This is a genomic window from Streptococcus thalassemiae, assembly GCF_903645285.1.
Classification (GTDB): Bacteria; Bacillota; Bacilli; order Lactobacillales; family Streptococcaceae; genus Streptococcus; species Streptococcus thalassemiae.
In genome coordinates this window covers 110320-129708 of sequence record NZ_CAHJXN010000002.1, presented here as the reverse complement: position 1 = coordinate 129708, position 19389 = coordinate 110320, and the positions used below count along the sequence as shown (strand labels likewise).

Below are 19389 nucleotides of genomic sequence, written 5' to 3'. Positions count from 1 at the left end.
GATGAAACTAAATCGCGTAGTAGTAACAGGTTATGGAGTGACATCTCCAATCGGAAATACACCAGAAGAATTTTGGAATAGTTTGACAACTGGAAAAATCGGAATTGGTCAAATTACGAAATTTGATCATAGTGACTTTGATGTGCATAATGCGGCAGAAATCCAAGATTTTCCTTTTGATAAATACTTTGTAAAGAAAGATACCAATCGTTTCGATAACTATTCTTTATATGCCTTGTATGCAGCCCAAGAAGCTGTCAACCATGCTAATCTGGATGTAGAGGCTCTTGACAAGGATCGTTTTGGTGTTATCGTGGCCTCTGGTATTGGTGGAATCAAGGAAATTGAAGATCAAGTGCTTCGTCTCAACGAAAAAGGACCAAAACGTGTGAAACCATTGACCCTTCCAAAAGCCTTGCCAAATATGGCTTCAGGAAATGTTGCCATGCGTTTTGGAGCAAACGGTGTTTGTAAATCCATCAATACTGCCTGTGCTTCATCAAATGACGCGATTGGGGATGCCTTCCGCTCAATTAAGTTTGGCTTTCAAGATGTTATGTTGGTAGGTGGTTCAGAAGCCTCTATCACACCTTTTGCTATTGCTGGTTTCCAAGCCCTGACGGCTCTCTCAACTACAGAAGATCCAACTCGTGCTTCCATCCCATTTGATAAGGATCGCAATGGGTTTGTTATGGGTGAAGGTTCAGGGATGTTGGTTCTTGAAAGTCTGGAACACGCTGAAAAACGTGGGGCTACTATCCTGGCTGAAGTGGTTGGTTACGGAAATACCTGTGATGCCTACCATATGACTTCTCCACATCCAGAAGGTCAGGGAGCTATCAAGGCCATCAAACTAGCCTTGGAAGAAGCTGAGATTTCTCCAGAGCAAGTAGCCTATGTCAATGCTCACGGAACGTCAACTCCTGCTAATGAAAAAGGAGAAAGTGGTGCTATCGTAGCTGTTCTTGGTAAGGAAGTGCCTGTATCATCAACTAAGTCTTTCACAGGACATTTGCTGGGTGCTGCAGGTGCGGTAGAAGCTATCGTCACAATCGAAGCTATGCGTCATAACTTTGTACCAATGACAGCTGGAACAAGTGAAGTATCAGACTATATCGAAGCCAATGTCGTTTATGGACAAGGCTTGGAGCAAGAAATTCCATACGCTATTTCAAATACTTTTGGTTTTGGTGGCCACAATGCAGTTCTTGCTTTCAAACGTTGGGAGAATAAATAAGTATGAATTTAAACGATATTAAAGACTTGATGGCCCAATTTGACCAGTCAAGTTTGAGAGAATTTTCTTATAAAAATGGGACGGATGAGTTGCAGTTTAGCAAGAATGAAGCGAGACTGGTATCTGAAGTTGCAGCTCAAGTCGCTCCAGCGCCCGTTCTAGCAACACCAAGTCCAGTAGCTCCTTCATCTGCTTCAACAGAAACTGTAGTGGAAGAGGTTCCAACTCCAATTGAAGCAAGTGTGGCTGCTGAGGGAGATCTTGTAGAGAGCCCACTTGTTGGAGTGGCTTACTTGGCTGCTGGCCCAGATAAACCTGCCTTCGTTACAGTTGGTGATACTGTTAAAAAGGGTCAAACACTGGTCATCATCGAAGCCATGAAAGTCATGAATGAAATCCCAGCACCTAAGGATGGTGTGGTAACAGAAATTCTCGTTTCTAACGAAGAAATGGTTGAATTTGGTAAAGGATTGGTACGTATCAAATGATCGATATTCAAGGAATCAAAGAAGCCCTTCCCCACCGTTATCCTATGCTCCTAGTAGACCGTGTATTGGAAGTGAGCGATGACACCATTGTTGCCATCAAAAATGTGACCATCAATGAGCCCTTCTTTAACGGCCATTTTCCTCAATATCCAGTTATGCCAGGTGTTCTGATCATGGAAGCCTTGGCGCAAACAGCTGGTGTCTTGGAGTTGTCAAAACCTGAAAATAAGGGGAAACTGGTCTTTTACGCTGGTATGGACAAGGTTAAATTCAAGAAGCAAGTTGTACCAGGTGACCAATTAGTTATGACGGCAACGTTTGTAAAACGCCGTGGTACCATTGCCGTGGTTGAAGCAAAGGCTGAAGTGGATGGCAAGCTTGCAGCCAGTGGTACTCTTACCTTTGCAATTGGGAACTAAGGAGGTTCTCCATGTTTCGAAAAATTTTAATTGCCAATCGTGGTGAAATTGCGGTTCGTATTATCCGTGCAGCGCGTGAATTGGGGATTACAACGGTGGCGGTTTATTCAACTGCTGATAAGGAAGCCCTTCATACGCTTTTGGCAGATGAGGCTGTTTGCATCGGTCCTGGTAAGGCAACTGAGTCTTATCTCAATATCAATGCGGTTCTATCAGCTGCAGTCTTGACTGAGGCAGAAGCCATTCACCCCGGTTTTGGGTTTCTCAGTGAAAATTCCAAATTTGCGACCATGTGTGAAGAGGTAGGAATCAAGTTTATAGGTCCATCTGGTCATGTCATGGATATGATGGGGGATAAGATCAATGCGCGCGCTCAGATGATCAAAGCAGGCGTGCCAGTTATTCCAGGTTCGGATGGAGAAGTGCATAACTCTGAGGAAGCTTTGATTGTTGCTGAAAAAATTGGCTATCCTGTTATGCTCAAGGCTTCAGCAGGTGGTGGTGGTAAAGGGATTCGTAAGGTTGAAAAACCAGAAGACCTTGTTTCAGCCTTTGAAACTGCCTCTAGCGAAGCCAAGGCCAATTATGGCAATGGTGCCATGTACATAGAACGGGTTATCTATCCAGCTCGTCACATCGAGGTTCAAATTCTAGGAGATGAACACGGAAATGTGATTCACTTGGGGGAACGGGATTGTTCTCTTCAACGAAATAACCAAAAGGTTTTAGAAGAAAGTCCTTCGATTGCAATCGGAAAAACGCTACGTCATGAAATCGGTGCTGCTGCTGTTCGAGCGGCAGAGTCTGTTGGCTATGAGAATGCAGGGACTATTGAGTTTCTACTTGATGAAGCCAGTGGAAACTTCTATTTCATGGAAATGAATACTCGTGTGCAGGTGGAACATCCAGTAACAGAATTTGTTTCAGGCGTGGATATCGTTAAGGAACAGATTCGCATTGCGGCAGGTCAGCCCCTGTCTGTGAAGCAAGAAGATATTGTTCTAAGAGGCCATGCCATCGAGTGTCGGATCAATGCAGAAAACCCAGCCTTTAACTTTGCTCCAAGTCCAGGTAAGATTACCAATCTCTATCTGCCAAGTGGTGGAGTTGGCTTACGCGTGGATTCAGCAGTTTATCCAGGTTATACCATTCCGCCTTATTATGATAGTATGATTGCCAAAATCATCGTTCACGGTGAAAATCGTTTTGATGCCTTGATGAAAATGCAACGTGCTCTCTATGAATTAGAGATAGAAGGAGTGCAGACCAATGCAGATTTCCAGCTTGACCTCATTTCAGATCGCAATGTCATTGCTGGAGATTACGATACTTCCTTCTTGATGGAAACCTTCTTACCTAAATATCAAGAAAAAGAATAAAATGACTTCAAGAGTTTAAACCGAAAAGGGGAATCAATGGCTCTATTTAGTAAAAAAGATAAGTATATTCGAATCAATCCCAATCGTTCGGTTAGGGAAAAACCTCAAGCCAAGCCAGAGGTTCCAGATGAATTATTTTCTAAGTGTCCAGGCTGTAAGCATACCATCTATCAGAAGGATCTGGGAAGTGAGCGTATCTGTCCGCACTGTAGCTATACCTTTCGTATTTCTGCCCAAGAACGCTTGGTTTTGACGATTGATATGGGAACCTTCAAGGAATTGTTTACAGGGATTGAAAGCAAGGATCCCTTGCATTTCCCTGGTTATCAAAAGAAACTAGCAGCTATGCGTGAAAAAACAGGGCTGGATGAAGCTGTTGTGACAGGAACTGCTCTTATTAAAGGTCAGACTGTAGCTCTTGGGATTATGGATTCCAACTTTATTATGGCTTCTATGGGTACAGTTGTAGGTGAAAAAATTACTCGCTTATTTGAGTATGCGACTGTCGAAAAATTGCCAGTTGTCCTATTCACAGCCTCTGGTGGAGCCCGTATGCAGGAAGGAATCATGAGTCTCATGCAGATGGCCAAGATTTCTGCAGCAGTTAAACGCCATTCAAATGCAGGTCTCTTTTACCTGACCATTTTGACAGATCCAACGACAGGTGGTGTGACAGCTTCTTTCGCTATGGAAGGGGATATTATTCTGGCTGAACCACAGAGCTTGGTTGGTTTTGCTGGGCGTCGTGTCATTGAAAATACGGTTCGTGAAAGCTTGCCTGAGGGGTTCCAAAAGGCAGAATTCCTATTGGAGCATGGATTTGTGGATGCTATTGTCAAAAGAAGAGACTTACCAGATACGATTGCTAGTCTAGTCAGATTGCACGGAGGGGGTCCCAGATGAATATTGCAAAAATAGTCAGAGAAGCGCGTGAGCAGAGTCGCTTGACAACTTTGGACTTTGCGACAGGCATTTTTGATGAATTTATCCAATTACATGGTGACCGTTCTTTTCGTGATGATGGTGCAGTTGTTGGTGGTATCGGCTGGCTTGGAGATCAAGCTGTAACAGTGGTTGGTATCCAAAAAGGCAAGAGTTTACAAGATAACCTCAAGCGGAATTTTGGTCAACCGCATCCAGAAGGCTACCGCAAGGCCCTACGGTTGATGAAACAGGCTGAAAAATTTGGCCGTCCAGTTGTGACCTTTATCAATACAGCAGGTGCTTATCCTGGTGTGGGAGCGGAAGAACGTGGACAGGGAGAAGCCATTGCTCGCAATCTCATGGAAATGAGTGATCTGAGAGTTCCTATTATCGCTATCATTATCGGTGAAGGTGGTTCAGGTGGTGCTCTGGCTCTAGCAGTCGCAGACCGTGTCTGGATGCTGGAAAATTCTATCTATGCTATTCTCAGTCCAGAAGGCTTTGCTTCCATTCTATGGAAGGACGGCAGTCGTGCCATGGAAGCAGCAGAGTTGATGAAAATCACTTCACACGAGTTATTAGAAATGGACGTGGTGGATAAAGTGATTTCTGAAGCAGGACTTTCTAGTAAGGAACTGATTAAGAATGTCAAAAGAGAACTTCAAGCTGAGCTAGCTAGACTTTCACAAAAACCGCTAGAAGAGCTGTTGGAAGAACGTTATCAACGATTTAGAAAATACTAATACTCTTCGAAAATCTCTTCAAACCACGTCAGCTTCGCCTTGCCGTATATATGTTACTGACTTCGTCAGTTCTATCCACAACCTCAAAACCGTGTTTTGAGCAGCCTACGGCTAGCTTCCTAGTTTGCTTTTTGATTTTCATTGAGTATAATTCTTTAGAATACGCAAAAACTAGAACTGACTGCCAGTTCTAGTTTTTATGTGGTTCTTACTCTGTGCAGAGGGGAAAGTCAAAAGGTGCTTGGAAGACCAAACACCTTTTTGATTATTCATTTTCTTCAGTTACAAATTGACTAAGTAGTCCGTTAATAAAGCGGGCTGATTTTTGATCTGAAAAATTCTTGGCGAGTTCAATGGCTTCATTGACTGCTACTAGCTGAGGTGTATCAAATGATGTAATTTCAAAGATACCCAAGCGTAGTAAGTTTTTTTCGACCAAGGTCAAGCGTTCAACTGTCCAGCCTGACTTGAGGTGCTGGTTGATTTGTTTATCCAACTCGTCTTTTTGAGCTTGAACACCAGAAACCAAGTTTAGAAGAAAGGCTGGGATTTGCACATCAGCATCTTCACGGTCATGTGTGTAGGCAAAGTGACAAGCTGTTTCCATATCTGTGCCGAATTCAAGGCTCATAAGAGCTTGAAAAGCACATTTACGAAGTTCGCGTCTAGATTCTAATAATGGACTAGTCATTGAGGAAGTCCTCGTTAAATAGATCTTTCAATTCAGGTTTTGGTGTTTTGTCTGGAACGATTCCCGCAACGTGAATATTGACAGCAGTAAGTTCCACATCAGCCATATCACGGACAGCATCTTTGACCGCTTTTTGAATAGCAAGAGCAACTTTTGGTACTTTCACACCGTACTCAAGATAGAGGTAGATGTCAGCAGTTAGCTCTTCGTTGCTTTCTTTTAAGTAGACGCCACGACCAAGAGAGAGTTTTGATAGGGTGTCAGATACGGATTTATTTGAAAATGAGTGGACACCATCAACTTTAGCAGTTGCGATGGCAATGATTTTTTCAAGTACACGTGGAGCGATAACGATTTCGCCAAATTGTTCTTCAATTCCCATAGAATGACCTCTTTCTAGAGATTAGGCACGAGAAACGTAAGTTCCTTCTGCAGTGTTGATGATCAATTTTTGTCCAGCTTCGATGAAGTCAGGAACGTTGACAACAAGTCCAGTTTCCATAGTTGCTGGTTTACCAGAACCTGTAACAGTAGCACCCTTGATAGATGGTTGTGTTTCAGCGACTGTCAATTCAACAGTAGTTGGTACAGTGACACCGATTACTTCAGTTCCGTAGAATTGGATTTTCACATCAGAGTTTTCAAGGATGTAAAGCAACTCATTTTCAACATTTACGACTGGTATTTCGTATTGGTCGTAAGTTTCAGTGTTCATGAAGTAGGCAGTTTCATCCATTTTGTACAAGTATTGAGCTGGAACAGTTTCGATAATAGCTTGTTCGAATTTTTCTTCTGGACGGTAGCTTGTATCAAATGTAGAACCAGTACGGACATCACGCAATTTCATACGCATGATTGTGTTCCCTTTACCTGGTTTGTGGTGGCTAGCTTCCAAAACGCGGATCAATTTTCCGTCTGCAGTTTCAAATGTCATACCAGCTTTCAATTTGCTTGCTTCAATCATGTTTTTACCTCTTTAATAAATATTATTACTCTTCATTCTACCATAAAAGGAATGAAAAAGAAAGTTGGAGGTGGGATAATGGAAATATTTACCTATATTTTTTAATGAAATTTATCAGTAAATATCTTAAAAATTTCTTTGAAATATGATACGAAGTATGTACAGTCGATATATATAAGTGGCAAATTCTTAATTATCGAGAACAAAGATCATCGTTTGAAATGATTAAAATCGATTGAATTTAAGAGATCTATCGGGCAGATAATACGATAATGAGCTGCCTCGCTAGAAACACGAAGCGGTAGTAACAAAGGATGCTGATACGGGACTAAACCAAGTTCAAGAAAATACGCAAGCAGGAACTGTCTCTGAGTCAAAATCAGATAGTGAAACAACATCAGAGTTAGCTGAGCAACCAAAAATAAATGAAGAAAAGTCAGCTGAGCCAGCGACACCTGTAAAAGAAAATGAAAAAGAAGCTGAACAAGCTTCAGCAGTTTCAGAACATACTAACACTGCAGAAGCAACTGAGACAAAACCATCTATCAATTTATCTCTTTTGCAAACGAAATTAGCTGATTTGGAAGCTCAAATTGAACGTATCCGAGGAAATAAAAAACAAGCTTCTCAAATCCAAAATGCCGAAAAACTCGTTGCAGAAGCTAAGCAATATTTAGGCACTTTGGATGCAACACAGTCAGGAGCTGATAAAAAAGCTAAAGAAATCAGCTCATTAACTTCTATCTTAAAATCAATTAAAGCTGAAGAAACACCTAAAGAAAATAAAAATCAAGATAGTCGTAATGGCAAAAAGATGGAAGAAGGAGTAAGCTTTAGAGAGGGAGTTACAAGCCAAGCTATATCCGGAGATGTTCATTTTGATAGTCATAATGGACCAACAGAAAAACAAATTCCTGTTGCAAATGAAGGGAATGGGAGTCGTTATCAAAAAGTATCTATAACTTACTCTGCATCCTCTGATGAAACGGTTGTTGATGGAAAAGTTCGTATTACAGTTCCGAAAGAATTTTTACATTCAAAATCGCAACCAGAATTTAAACACTCTACATTTGTTAAGAAAGTAGAAGATAAATCAACAGAGGCTGCTTATATTTATGAATTGAGTCTTAATCCTATGACAGGTGGAACAGTTGCAGAGAGTGAGATGATATTGCGAGTTGGTACCTCTATAAAAAACGCTCCAAGTAATGGTGATCGACTTCCTATTACTGTAGAATTAGGAACTGGTGATAATTATACGGTTTCTAAGACTATAACTGCAACGTTTGATTATTTATCTGAAATTCTTTATCGAGAATCAGATACTCGTACAAAAGAAGTAGGAAGCTTTATTTTTGGCAATCTATATATTGACTATACAAAACATGAAGCTGAATGGAAATTAGGAAATGTTATTGATGGTACTTTTAAGCCTATTGAAAATGCAACGTACAAATTACCTTTTATTGCAGCAAATACAGCCTATATCCGGAATAGAGAAGCAGATGAGAATGGAACTGCTTCTCATAACGGGAATGGTCGATTGTTAAAATATGATTACACAATTAGTGGAATTCCTGACATTTTTGAAATAGCTCCAGGTATGAGAGGTAGTGATAGGTGGAAACTGGAAAATGGAGTGGCAACTTTTATACCAGAGAATGGGGTTAGTGAAGGTACTAATACTAATGATTATGCTCTTTATTTACGATTAAAAAAGGGAGTTTTGACGACATCTGATGAAATTCAAAAATATATTGATACTACACCGACTAAAGGGTATCTTCCACCAATTACTTATACTGCAGTAGGGCATCGACCAGATGGCTCAACATTTACACAAGAATTACCAAGTAACAATGCATTTCGTGTTTATGCCACAAATGGACTTTCTACTATCGGAAGCTTATATACCTATATTTGGACTCCTAGTAATCAGAAATTATATTCAAATCAATCAGATACAGATACTTTTAGGGCTTCGGTTAGATTGGAAGATTCTCAGATGAAAGGTGATGGGGGAATCTTTTCGGGTAATTTTGTTAATTACTTTATTCCGAAAGATCAGAAAGATAATTATTTTACATCTGTTAGACTAGGAGATTTTAAATATGCTAAGTTAAACGCAAATGGAACTAAATCAACTCTTAATTATACTGATGCAAGTGGAACGTTAGTAAAACCATTTAAATTATATGGAATAAATGAGCAAAATCAACCTGAATTGATTAAAGAGTACTCAAATGCAGAAGAAATGGCAACTACCATTAAACTTGATTCGTCCAAACACTATCAACATCTTGTGTTAGAACATTCAGGAATTGAAGACAAGTATTATAAAGATGGGGAAAAAATAAAAATTAAAGAATTTAATGCTTTTCTAGATGTAAAGGTACCTAGTTGGAAAGAAAAAAGTGAAGATGATAAAATTACTAGTTATAAAAATCGAATCAATTTAAGTTTCAGTGAAAATCTAACTCAAGCTTCTAATGAAGTTCGCCCACAAACAGGAAAATTTAGAGAAGCTGTTCATAATAAAACACCTTATGAGTTATCACTCGAAATGAATGTACTGAATGGCAGAGGAGTTAATAGTAAAGATATTTCTAGAGGAAAAATTCTTCCAGTAATTGTTAGTTATCATGCAACTGATTATTTTAAATCATTAAATGAAAGTGAAAATGGTGTACAAACAAGAAACCTATCAAAATTGGATCCAAATATAACTGAAACGAAAATAATGCTACTTGCAGATCCTAAAGTTCCGTTAAAAGACTTTCGTGTGACAACTGATAATCGATTATTAACAACAGATGTAGTGTATACTCCAAATGAAGGTAGAGCTTTATATGATTATGATAAAATAAAAGAAAAATATACTACTGTAATACCAACTAGAACAATTACTAACTATAAAAACACAGGAAAAACAGCATATATTTTTGATACAAAAGATTTAGGAATAACGAAATATGATGTTTCTGAGAATATAACGGCAGAGCAGGGATATAGACCTGTGGCTTTAACTTTTGAAGTTGAAAATAATGGATTAGTAGAAAGTAATACTTATAATATTGAGTCTTATTTAGTTTGGAATAGTAATTCACAAACATTAAAAGGACGAGATCGTTCGTTGAATTCGGATTATGTTGATGGGCATGAAAGTGGTAATACAATATCCAGAGCAAGTGTTGATGTAAAATTTACAAATGTTATTGAGTATTACACTGCACTTGGTATCTCAAAACCTGGAACTCCAGTTGTTCGAGGAATTATAGATGTAGTAAATGGAAATGAAGTGACCTTAACGCCAACTATTCAAAACTTAACAGATAATCCACAACAAATTAAAGAGGCAGTTGTATTAGTACCTAAAAAAGAAGCAGTTACATATTTAGAAGGACCAATTGTTGATAAATCTGATTCATGGGACGTTGTTTATACGACTTCAACTGTGGCAGATAAAACTACAGCGACATATGTAACAGCAGATCAGATTTCTAATTGGAAAGATGTAACAGCTGTAAAATATGTTTTCAAATCTGATTATCAAGTAACTAAAGAAACACCTTTTGTAGATCATTTTAATGTTAGAGTCGACCAACAAAATCCAAACTTTATCCAAAGTACATCACAAATATTTTTGAAAAATGCTTCAAATACTTGGTTAGAATCAAATGTTGTAGGTCTTAGAACAGAAGATATTAGAGGTAAAGTTATTTCTCGCTACTATACAACTAGTGGATTGGATTTATCACCAAGAGATTCTGAAGCAAGAAGAACTACCGAAGGATTTGCAAATGAGCCATACACGACCAATAAAGATGACGTTATGACTAAAAATGGACGAACTTACATTTATAAAGAGTTAGATCCAACCTCTGCAACACCATCGGGAACATATGAAAAGCAAGTCACTAAGAAAGTAACTTATTTATATGAAGAAGCTAAGGAAGTAACTGAAACAAAAGAAGTTAAACGAACTATTCATTATTTAGAAAAAAATAACGAAACTAATGTGATTTCACAACCTGTTGAACAAGTTGTTACAGCATCGAGAAAAGTTTATACAGGAAAAGAAACAGGTCGAGTGGTAGAAGGTAATTGGGAAATTCCTGCAAATGCTAAATGGGAGTCTGTAACTTCTCCAACACCTTCAGAATGGGAAAAACCAGAAGTAAAAGTTAATGATCAATATATTGCTAAAGCGGCAATTGATGAAGTAAGAATTACACCTGAAGTCCTTAATAATGGTGATATTGTTGAAAATGTATACTATGAGCGATTTGTCCCAGTTGGTGGAGATGTAGTTGCAAAATACGTTATTGAAGGTACAACAACTGAATTAAAACCATCAACAGATGTCGCTAAGGGATTAAAAGTTGGAACAAGCTATACTTCAACAGCGCCAGTAGCAGGTGAAGAATTAACAGATACTGATGGGAAAGTTTATGTATATAAAGGACATAAAGCTACATCAGCTGGAGAACAAGGTACAGTTACAGCGGATAAACAAGAAGTCGTTTATGAGTACGCACCAAAAGTAGGTGGAAACGTCGAAGTTAAATATGTCATTGCAGGCACAGAAACCAACCTAAAAGATCCAGTAGCACTAGTAACAAATGGACAAGTAGGAAGTGACTATACTGCGACGAAAGAAAACACACTTACAAAAGACGGCTTAGTCTATGAATTAGTTAAAACAAATAATGGACTAAAAGCAGGTTCAGCTACAGAAACAGGTAAAGTAACAGAAGCGAAACAAGAAGTTGTTTATGAGTACGCACCAAAAGTAGGTGGAAATGTCGAAGTTAAATACGTCATCGCAGGCACAGAAACCAACCTAAAAGATCCAGTAGCATTAGTAACAGATGGACAAGTAGGAAGTGACTACACTGCGACGAAAGAAAACACACTTACAAAAGACGGCTTAGTCTATGAATTAGTTAAAACAAATAATGGACTAAAAGCAGATTCAGCTCCAGAAACAGGTAAAGTAACAGAAGCGAAACAAGAAGTCGTTTATGAGTATGCACCAAAAGTAGGTGGAAATGTCGAAGTTAAATACGTCATCGCAGGCACAGAAACCAACCTAAAAGATCCAGTAGCACTAGTAACAAATGGACAAGTAGGAAGTGACTACACTGCGACAAAAGAAAACACACTCACAAAAGACGGCTTAGTCTATGAATTAGTTAAAACAAATAATGGACTAAAAGCAGGTTCAGCTACAGAAACAGGTAAAGTAACAGAAGCGAAACAAGAAGTCGTTTATGAGTACGCACCAAAAGTAGGTGGAAACGTCGAAGTTAAATATGTCATTGCAGGCACAGAAACCAACCTAAAAGATCCAGTAGCACTAGTAACAAATGGACAAGTAGGAAGTGACTATACTGCGACGAAAGAAAACACACTTACAAAAGACGGCTTAGTCTATGAATTAGTTAAAACAAATAATGGACTAAAAGCAGGTTCAGCTACAGAAACAGGTAAAGTAACAGAAGCGAAACAAGAAGTCGTTTATGAGTATGCACCAAAAGTAGGTGGAAATGTCGAAGTTAAATACGTCATCGCAGGCACAGAAACCAACCTAAAAGATCCAGTAGCACTAGTAACAAATGGACAAGTAGGAAGTGACTACACTGCGACGAAAGAAAACACACTTACAAAAGACGGCTTAGTCTATGAATTAGTTAAAACAAATAATGGACTAAAAGCAGATTCAGCTCCAGAAACAGGTAAAGTAACAGAAGCGAAACAAGAAGTCGTTTATGAGTATGCACCAAAAGTAGGTGGAAATGTCGAAGTTAAATACGTCATCGCAGGCACAGAAACCAACCTAAAAGATCCAGTAGCACTAGTAACAAATGGACAAGTAGGAAGTGACTATACTGCGACGAAAGACGCAACTATAAGAAAAGAAGATGGACGAGTTTATAAGCTTGTTGAAGCAAATAATGGATTAAAAACAGGTTCAGCTGCAGAAATAGGTAAAGTATCTACAGAAAAACAAACAGTTACTTATGAGTATGTGTTGCAAAATGGTGACGTAACCGTTAAGTACGAAGACGAAACAGGAACAGCAATCTCAACACCAAATGAATTGAAAAAAGGTGTCGAAACAGGAACAGCTTACGATACAAGGCCAGAAGATGTTAAGAAACCAAGAATTCAAACAGCAGACGGCAAAGTATATAAACTGAAAGAGACCAAAGCAGATTCCGCCCCAGAAACTGGTAAAGTAAGTGATACACCAGCGGTCATCACATACGTATACACATTAGAAAATGGTGACGTAACTGTTAAGTACGAAGACGAAACAGGAACAGCAATTTCAACACCAAATGAATTGAAAAAAGGTGTCGAAACAGGAACAGCTTACGATACAACGCCAGAAGATGTTAAGAAACCAAGAATTCAAACAGCAGACGGCAAAGTATATAAACTGAAAGAGACCAAAGCAGATTCCGCCCCAGAAACTGGTAAAGTAAGTGATACCCCAGCGGTCATCACCTATGTGTATACCTTAGAAAATGGAGACGTAACTGTTAAGTACGAAGACGAGACAGGAACAGCAATTTCAACACCAAATGAATTGAAAAAAGGTGTCGAAACAGGAACAGCTTACGATACAAGGCCAGAAACTGTTAAGAAACCAAGAATTCAAACAGAAGATGGAAAAGTATATAAACTGAAAGAGACCAAAGCAGACTCCGCCCCAGAAACTGGTAAAGTAAGTGATACCCCAGCGGTCATCACCTATGTGTATACCTTAGAAAATGGAGACGTAACTGTTAAGTACGAAGACGAAACAGGAACAGCAATTTCAACACCAAATGAATTGAAAAAAGGTGTCGAAACAGGAACAGCTTACGATACAACGTCAGAAGATGTTAAGAAACCAAGAATTCAAACAGCAGACGGCAAAGTATATAAACTGAAAGAGACCAAAGCAGATTCCGCCCCAGAAACTGGTAAAGTAAGTGATACCCCAGCGGTCATCACCTATGTGTATACCTTACAAAATGGTGATGTGACTGTTAAGTACGAAGACGAAGCAGGTGAATCAATCAAACCTGATAACCACTTGAAATCTCAAGTTCCAACAGGAGATGAATATAATACTACAACTGTTAAAGACTTAACGATTACGAAAGATGGAAAACTTTATAAACTTGTAGAGAAAAATGGTGGGGTGAAAGAAGGCTCTTCAAAAGAGAATGGTAAAGTAACTGAAACTCCAACTGTTGTAACTTATGTTTACACTGAAGTAAAAGGTGAAATTATTCAAAAATTTGTTAATGAATCTGGAAAAGAAATCAAAGATCCAACAAATACTGGTAAGAAATCACTAAACGAAAAAGTAAACTTAGAACATCTAAATCGCATTACAGATAAAGATGGTAAGGTTTATGAATTTGTAAAAGTAGATAAAATTCCAACTAATTTCACTGAACAACCTCAAACAGCTACTTACACTTATAGAGCAGTTAAAGGTCAAGGAGTAACAGTATCTTATGAAACAACTACTGGAGTTACATTAAAAGAAACTCAAACAGTACAACCAAAAGATACTGTAGTGGGAACAGATTACGATACTTCAACATCAGACTTTAAACCTGAACGTATCGAAAAAGATGGTAAAGTATACATTCTTACTGCAACAACTAAACCAGGTTCAGCTGAGGAAAAAGGTAAGGTAAGTGAACAACCACAAAATGTTACTTATGTTTATGAAGAAGTACCGGAACATGAAACAAAACAAAAATATGGTAATGTAATTGTTACTTATATTGATAAAGCTGGTCGTCCATTATCAGGAACTACTGAAACTGGTGTTAAAGTTGATAAATCAGTAATCGATACTCCAGCGTCGCTAGTGAAAACACCATATGACACAACAGACAATAAACCAGAAACTATTAAAACAGCTGATGGAAAAGTTTACAAATTTATAAAAGTAACGCAATATTCAGATGCAGAAAAATCAGATGTAAAAGGTAGAACATCGGTTGTCACTTATGTATATGAATTACAAAATGCTACAGAAGAATTACCAGAAGCTCATATTGGATTTGTAGTTGTTAACTATGTAGATGAGAATGGATTATCAATTTCAGGTACATCTGAAGGTAAAGAAATTCCTACAACAGTGATGGATGTTAATGGTGATTTAGTTGGAACTCAGTACGATACAACTGATCACAAACCAACAACAATTACAACTGCTGACGGAGATGTTTATGAATTCGTGAAGAAATCTGAAACATCTGATCCTGAGTCAGGAGAATTAAAAGAAGGAGTTGCAACTGTTGAGTATGTCTACCGTAAGGTTGTTACAACTTATGTAGATGAAGAAGGCAAAGAAATCAACCCTTCAGATAAAGGAACGAAGGATAAGAAAGACATTCCAGAGTACATTTACAAAGAAAGTAAGAAAGACGAAAAAGGAAATACAAGGCATGTATACCGTCAAGTCGTAACAAGTTATGTAGATGAAGAAGGCAAAGAAATCAATCCTTCAGACAAAGGAACGAAGGATAAGAAAGACATTCCAGAGTATATTTACAAAGAAACTAAGAAAGATAAAGATGGAAATACAATTCATGTGTATACTAAGAAATCTTCTTCAACACCATATTCACCAACACCTTCAACTCCAAGTAATGAAGAAAGTAAATCAACAGTTTGGAAAGATACTGAAGGTAATATTCTAAAACCTCAAGAAGATGGTACAAAAGATAAGGGAACATTTACTGGCTATGAATATGTCAAGACTATTTTAGTTGGAAATGTAACAACCCATATCTTTAAGAAAGTGATTACTCCAAGTCATGATGGAACTCCTTCTCATCCAGAAGTGCCTAGACAATCGGATAAGCCAAATCATCCAGATGTTCCTGGACAATCAGATACCCCAGATCATTCAGATGTAACAGTGACATCAGATAAATCAACTCAAATAGTGAATTCAAATGAATCAACATTTGTAGATGGTAAACGGGAACTTCCGAATACAGGTACTCAATCATCAACTTCATCTCTCCTTCTTGGAGCTTTAGCCGCAATGACTGGCTTAGGTTTAGTTTCAAGACGTCGTAAAGATGATAAGGAGTAAGAAATGGTATAAAGCGTAATAAGTCGCTTATCTATCATTCTGAAGTTTATGATAATCAAGAAAAAAGCCTTTCCTCTACTCCTAGAGGAAGGGCTTTTTTAAGTGTAACCGCCTAATAACGAAGTATATTGAAAAATCTCCAGACTAGAGAACTCACGGATAGTTCCTAATCTGGAGATTATTTTTTAATCTTCTTTCAACTTCGCCAATTCTTGTGCAAGGAGTTTAAGGGCGACTTGTGGGTTGGCTTGGCCTTTGGTTGCTTTCATAAGGAAGCCTGTGAAGGCCTTGTCTGCGTTACGTTTACCTGACTTGAAGTCGGCAACCGCGGCTTCGTTATCCGCAAAGACTTGGTGGATGATTGGAATCAAGATTTCTGGATCTGAGATTTGAACCATGCCTGCTTTCTCAACGTATTCACGCGCGCCACCGCCATTTTTAGCCAGGTGGACAAAGACTTTCTTGGCAATCTTAGAAGAGATAGTGCCGTCTTCGATGATGGCAATCATTTCAACCAAGTTTTCTGGCGTCAATTTGATTTGTTCAAGTGTCTTGCCTTCGGCATTCAAGAACTGAGCAACTTCTCCTTGGAGCCAGTTAGAGACTTGTTTAGCGTCACCGCCAAGGGCAACAGCTTTTTCAAAGAAGTCAGAAGTGACTTTGTTTGCGGTCAACTGGCTGGCATCGTAGTCTGACAAGCCAAGGTCAGCCACGTAACGCGCACGTCGTTCTTTTGGAAACTCTGGCAACTCTGTACGCATTTCCTCAATCCACTCATCTGAAATTTCAAAGAGAGGTAGGTCTGGTTCTGGGAAGTAGCGGTAGTCTGCAGCCCCTTCCTTGACACGCATGAGGATGGTTGCCTTGTTAGCTTCATCGTAACGGCGGGTTTCTTGGCGAATTTGACCACCTGATCGAAGGATTTCGGCTTGACGTTGGACTTCGTATTCAAGACCTTTGCGAACATTTGAGAAGGAGTTGAGGTTCTTCAACTCAGTTTTGGTACCGAATTTTTCTTGACCATAAGGGCGAAGGGAGATATTGGCATCCACACGCATAGAACCTTCTTCCATCTTAACGTCAGAAATACCAGCATACTGGATAACTTCCTTGAGGGCTGTTAGGTAAGCATAGGCTTCTTCTGGCGAACGCATGTCAGCTTCAGATACAATCTCAATCAATGGCACCCCTTGGCGGTTTAGGTCAACGTAAGAGTAGCCGTCTGTACCGTGGGTGTTTTTACCAGCGTCTTCCTCTAGGTGGGCACGTTCGATACCGATTTTCTTAGTTGTACCGTCTTCTAGCTCGACTTCAATCCAACCATTATAGCCGATTGGCTCATCAAACTGAGAAATTTGGTAGGCCTTTGGATTATCAGGATAGAAGTAGTTCTTGCGGTCAAAGTGCATCTTTTTATGGATGTCCATGTTGAGGGCAAGAGCAGCCTTGATACCAGCATCGACAACCCCTTTATTGAGAACTGGCAGAACTCCTGGGAAGGACCAGTCAATCACGTTAGTGTTGGCATTTTGGTCATTTCCAAAGTGGGCAGAAGTAGGTGAGAAGATTTTTGAATTGGTGTTGAGCTCTACGTGGACTTCAAGTCCAATGACTGTTTCAAAGTTCATTAGTTGTCACCTCCAAAAATCACAGGTTGTTGTTTGTGGTAGTCTGTTGTTGCCTCAAAAGCAGCAGCAGCTTGGTAAATGGTTTCCTCAGAATATTTAGGACCAATCAATTGTAGACCGACAGGTAGACCTTGAGAGAATCCAGCAGGAATCGAAATCCCTGGTAGACCAGCTAAGTTGACTGGGATGGTCAAGAGGTCAGCCAAGTACATGGCAACTGGGTCATGGTTGAGTGAGTCCAAGTCATAGGCAACACTAGGAGCAGTTGGACCCAAAATCAAGTCGTAATCCGCGAAGACTTTTTCGAAATCTTGGATGATGAGGGTACGGACTTGACCAGCCTTCTTGTAGTAAGCATCGTAATAACCTGATGAAAGACTGAAAGTACCTAACATGATACGACGTTTCACTTCTTCACCGAAACCTTGGCTACGGCTGTTTACATAGATTTCATCAAGATTAGTCGCATCCTCTGCGCGGTAGCCGTAACGGATACCGTCAAAGCGTTGCAAGTTTGATGAAGCTTCAGATGAAGCGATGATGTAGTATACGGCAACCCCGTATTTAGAGTGAGGAAGGCTGACTTCTTCAACGATAGCACCAAGTTTCTCAAAGTGCTTAGCGGCATTCAGGATGGTTTCTTTAACTTCTGGGTCAATTCCTTCACCGAGATATTCCTTAGGCAAAGCGATTTTCATGCCCTTGATGTCTTGACCGATTTTTGAAGTAAAGTCGGCAATGCGGACAGGAGCAGAAGTAGAGTCTTTTGCATCTTCGTTGGCAATAGCGTTGAGCAAGAGGGCGTTTTCCTTAACAGTTGGTGCGAAAGGTCCGATTTGATCTAATGAGCTACCGAAGGCAATGAGACCGAAACGAGAAACTGTTCCGTAGGTTGGTTTGAGACCAACAATCCCGTTGAAGGCAGCAGGTTGGCGGATAGAACCACCCGTATCAGAACCAAGTGACAAGCGGACTTGTCCTGAGGCTACAGCTGCAGCAGAACCACTTGATGATCCACCAGGAACCTTGCTGTGGTCCCAAGCATTTTTAGTGGCACCGTAGTGAGAAGTTTCACCTGACCCCCCCATGGCAAATTCGTCCATGTTGGTTTTCCCTACGACAATCATACACTTGGCTTTTGCATTGGCAACGGCTGTCGCATCAAAAATTGGCTCATAGTTGTAGAGCATTTTTGAGGCAGCAGTTGTGAGAATGCCGTCTGTAGAGATATTATCCTTAACAGCAAGTGGAATTCCTGAAAGGACATTGTCAGCGTCAATTCCAGCTTCATCAATAGCTTTGGCTTGAGCAAGAGCTTGTTCCTCAGCGATGGTGACAAAAGCGTTGATAGCTGTCTCGCGAGACTTGATATCTTCAAACGTTGCTTGGGTCAATTCTGTTGCAGAAATTTCCTTAGAGACAAGGAGATTGTGCAAGTCTTCAATGGTTTTATTGTTGAAAGTCATTAGGCATCTCCTCCATCGTCTAGGATAGCTGGTACCTTGATATAGTAGTTGTCTTTTTCAGGTACGTTTTTAAATAAGCGGTCACGGTCTGTTCCTTCTTCGGCGACATCAGGGCGGAGTACAGTCTTGCGGTCAGCCATGGTCGTAGTAGGTGCGACACCAGTTGTGTCAACTTCGCCCAGCAATTCAACCATGTCAACAATCTTAGACAAGGTAGTCGCAAAGGCAGCAGTTTCTTCTTCAGAGAATCTTAATTTTGAAAGATTGGCAACGTGTGTTACCTCTTCTTGCGTAATTTTCATCTTGCATCCTTTCGTGAAATGATGATTTTT

Annotated in this window: 14 protein-coding genes; 7 read left to right on the top strand and 7 right to left on the bottom strand. The window is 39.6% G+C overall.

Annotated elements, in window-relative coordinates:
• Position 1: 1 nt before the first annotated feature.
• The 6 genes from fabF to HWX15_RS03180 are packed head-to-tail and all read left to right on the top strand — an operon-like array spanning position 2 to position 5190.
• On the top strand, positions 2–1237 hold the full coding sequence (gene fabF / locus HWX15_RS03205; protein WP_175880258.1) for a beta-ketoacyl-ACP synthase II: 1236 nt from the start codon (positions 2–4) through the stop codon (positions 1235–1237).
• Between the two features lie 2 nt (positions 1238–1239).
• Positions 1240–1725: an acetyl-CoA carboxylase biotin carboxyl carrier protein gene (accB, locus tag HWX15_RS03200; RefSeq protein ID WP_175880257.1), complete on the top strand. Its 486-nt coding sequence runs from the start codon at positions 1240–1242 to the stop codon at positions 1723–1725.
• Entirely contained in the window at positions 1722–2144 is a 423-nt protein-coding gene (gene fabZ / locus HWX15_RS03195) for a 3-hydroxyacyl-ACP dehydratase FabZ (protein ID WP_175880256.1), read from the top strand. Before accB ends, fabZ begins: the two co-directional genes overlap by 4 nt.
• 11 nt (positions 2145–2155) lie before the next feature.
• Positions 2156–3523 (top strand): acetyl-CoA carboxylase biotin carboxylase subunit, encoded by a 1368-nt coding sequence (gene accC / locus HWX15_RS03190; RefSeq protein ID WP_175880255.1) that lies wholly within the window; start codon positions 2156–2158, stop codon positions 3521–3523.
• Positions 3524–3559: 36 nt separating this feature from the next.
• Complete coding sequence (gene accD / locus HWX15_RS03185) at positions 3560–4426, top strand: acetyl-CoA carboxylase, carboxyltransferase subunit beta (RefSeq protein WP_175880254.1); 867 nt, start codon at positions 3560–3562, stop codon at positions 4424–4426.
• A complete protein-coding gene (locus HWX15_RS03180) occupies positions 4423–5190 on the top strand; it encodes an acetyl-CoA carboxylase carboxyl transferase subunit alpha (protein ID WP_173229353.1) in 768 nt (255 codons plus the stop codon). Before accD ends, HWX15_RS03180 begins: the two co-directional genes overlap by 4 nt.
• Before the next feature lie 265 nt (positions 5191–5455).
• Here HWX15_RS03180 and nusB read toward each other — a convergent pair whose 3' ends face one another.
• The 4 genes from nusB to HWX15_RS03160 form a co-directional block, all read right to left on the bottom strand.
• A complete protein-coding gene (gene nusB, locus HWX15_RS03175) occupies positions 5456–5881 on the bottom strand; it encodes a transcription antitermination factor NusB (RefSeq protein WP_000203638.1) in 426 nt (141 codons plus the stop codon).
• Complete coding sequence (locus HWX15_RS03170) at positions 5874–6263, bottom strand: Asp23/Gls24 family envelope stress response protein (protein WP_175880253.1); 390 nt, start codon at positions 6261–6263, stop codon at positions 5874–5876. Before HWX15_RS03170 ends, nusB begins: the two co-directional genes overlap by 8 nt.
• 21 nt (positions 6264–6284) lie before the next feature.
• Positions 6285–6845, bottom strand: a complete 561-nt coding sequence (gene efp, locus HWX15_RS03165) for an elongation factor P (protein WP_000568643.1) — start codon at positions 6843–6845, stop codon at positions 6285–6287.
• Positions 6846–7184: 339 nt separating this feature from the next.
• On the bottom strand, positions 7185–7394 hold the full coding sequence (locus tag HWX15_RS03160; RefSeq protein WP_175880252.1) for a hypothetical protein: 210 nt from the start codon (positions 7392–7394) through the stop codon (positions 7185–7187).
• A gap of 31 nt (positions 7395–7425) precedes the next feature.
• On the opposite strand from HWX15_RS03160, the gene HWX15_RS03155 reads away from it, so the two are divergent.
• Entirely contained in the window at positions 7426–15963 is an 8538-nt protein-coding gene (locus tag HWX15_RS03155; RefSeq protein ID WP_175880251.1) for a MucBP domain-containing protein, read from the top strand.
• 185 nt (positions 15964–16148) lie between these two features.
• Here HWX15_RS03155 and gatB read toward each other — a convergent pair whose 3' ends face one another.
• Genes gatB through gatC form a run of 3 tightly spaced genes read right to left on the bottom strand, consistent with a single transcriptional unit; the run spans position 16149 to position 19359 of the window.
• Complete coding sequence (gene gatB / locus HWX15_RS03150) at positions 16149–17591, bottom strand: Asp-tRNA(Asn)/Glu-tRNA(Gln) amidotransferase subunit GatB (RefSeq protein ID WP_175880250.1); 1443 nt, start codon at positions 17589–17591, stop codon at positions 16149–16151.
• Positions 17591–19057 carry an Asp-tRNA(Asn)/Glu-tRNA(Gln) amidotransferase subunit GatA gene (gene gatA, locus HWX15_RS03145; RefSeq protein ID WP_175880249.1) on the bottom strand — a complete coding sequence of 489 codons (1467 nt, stop codon included), beginning with the start codon at positions 19055–19057 and terminating at the stop codon, positions 17591–17593. The genes gatB and gatA overlap by 1 nt, the downstream gene beginning before the upstream one ends.
• On the bottom strand, positions 19057–19359 hold the full coding sequence (gene gatC / locus HWX15_RS03140) for an Asp-tRNA(Asn)/Glu-tRNA(Gln) amidotransferase subunit GatC (RefSeq protein ID WP_000705419.1): 303 nt from the start codon (positions 19357–19359) through the stop codon (positions 19057–19059). Before gatC ends, gatA begins: the two co-directional genes overlap by 1 nt.
• Between the last annotated feature and the right edge of the window lie 30 nt (positions 19360–19389).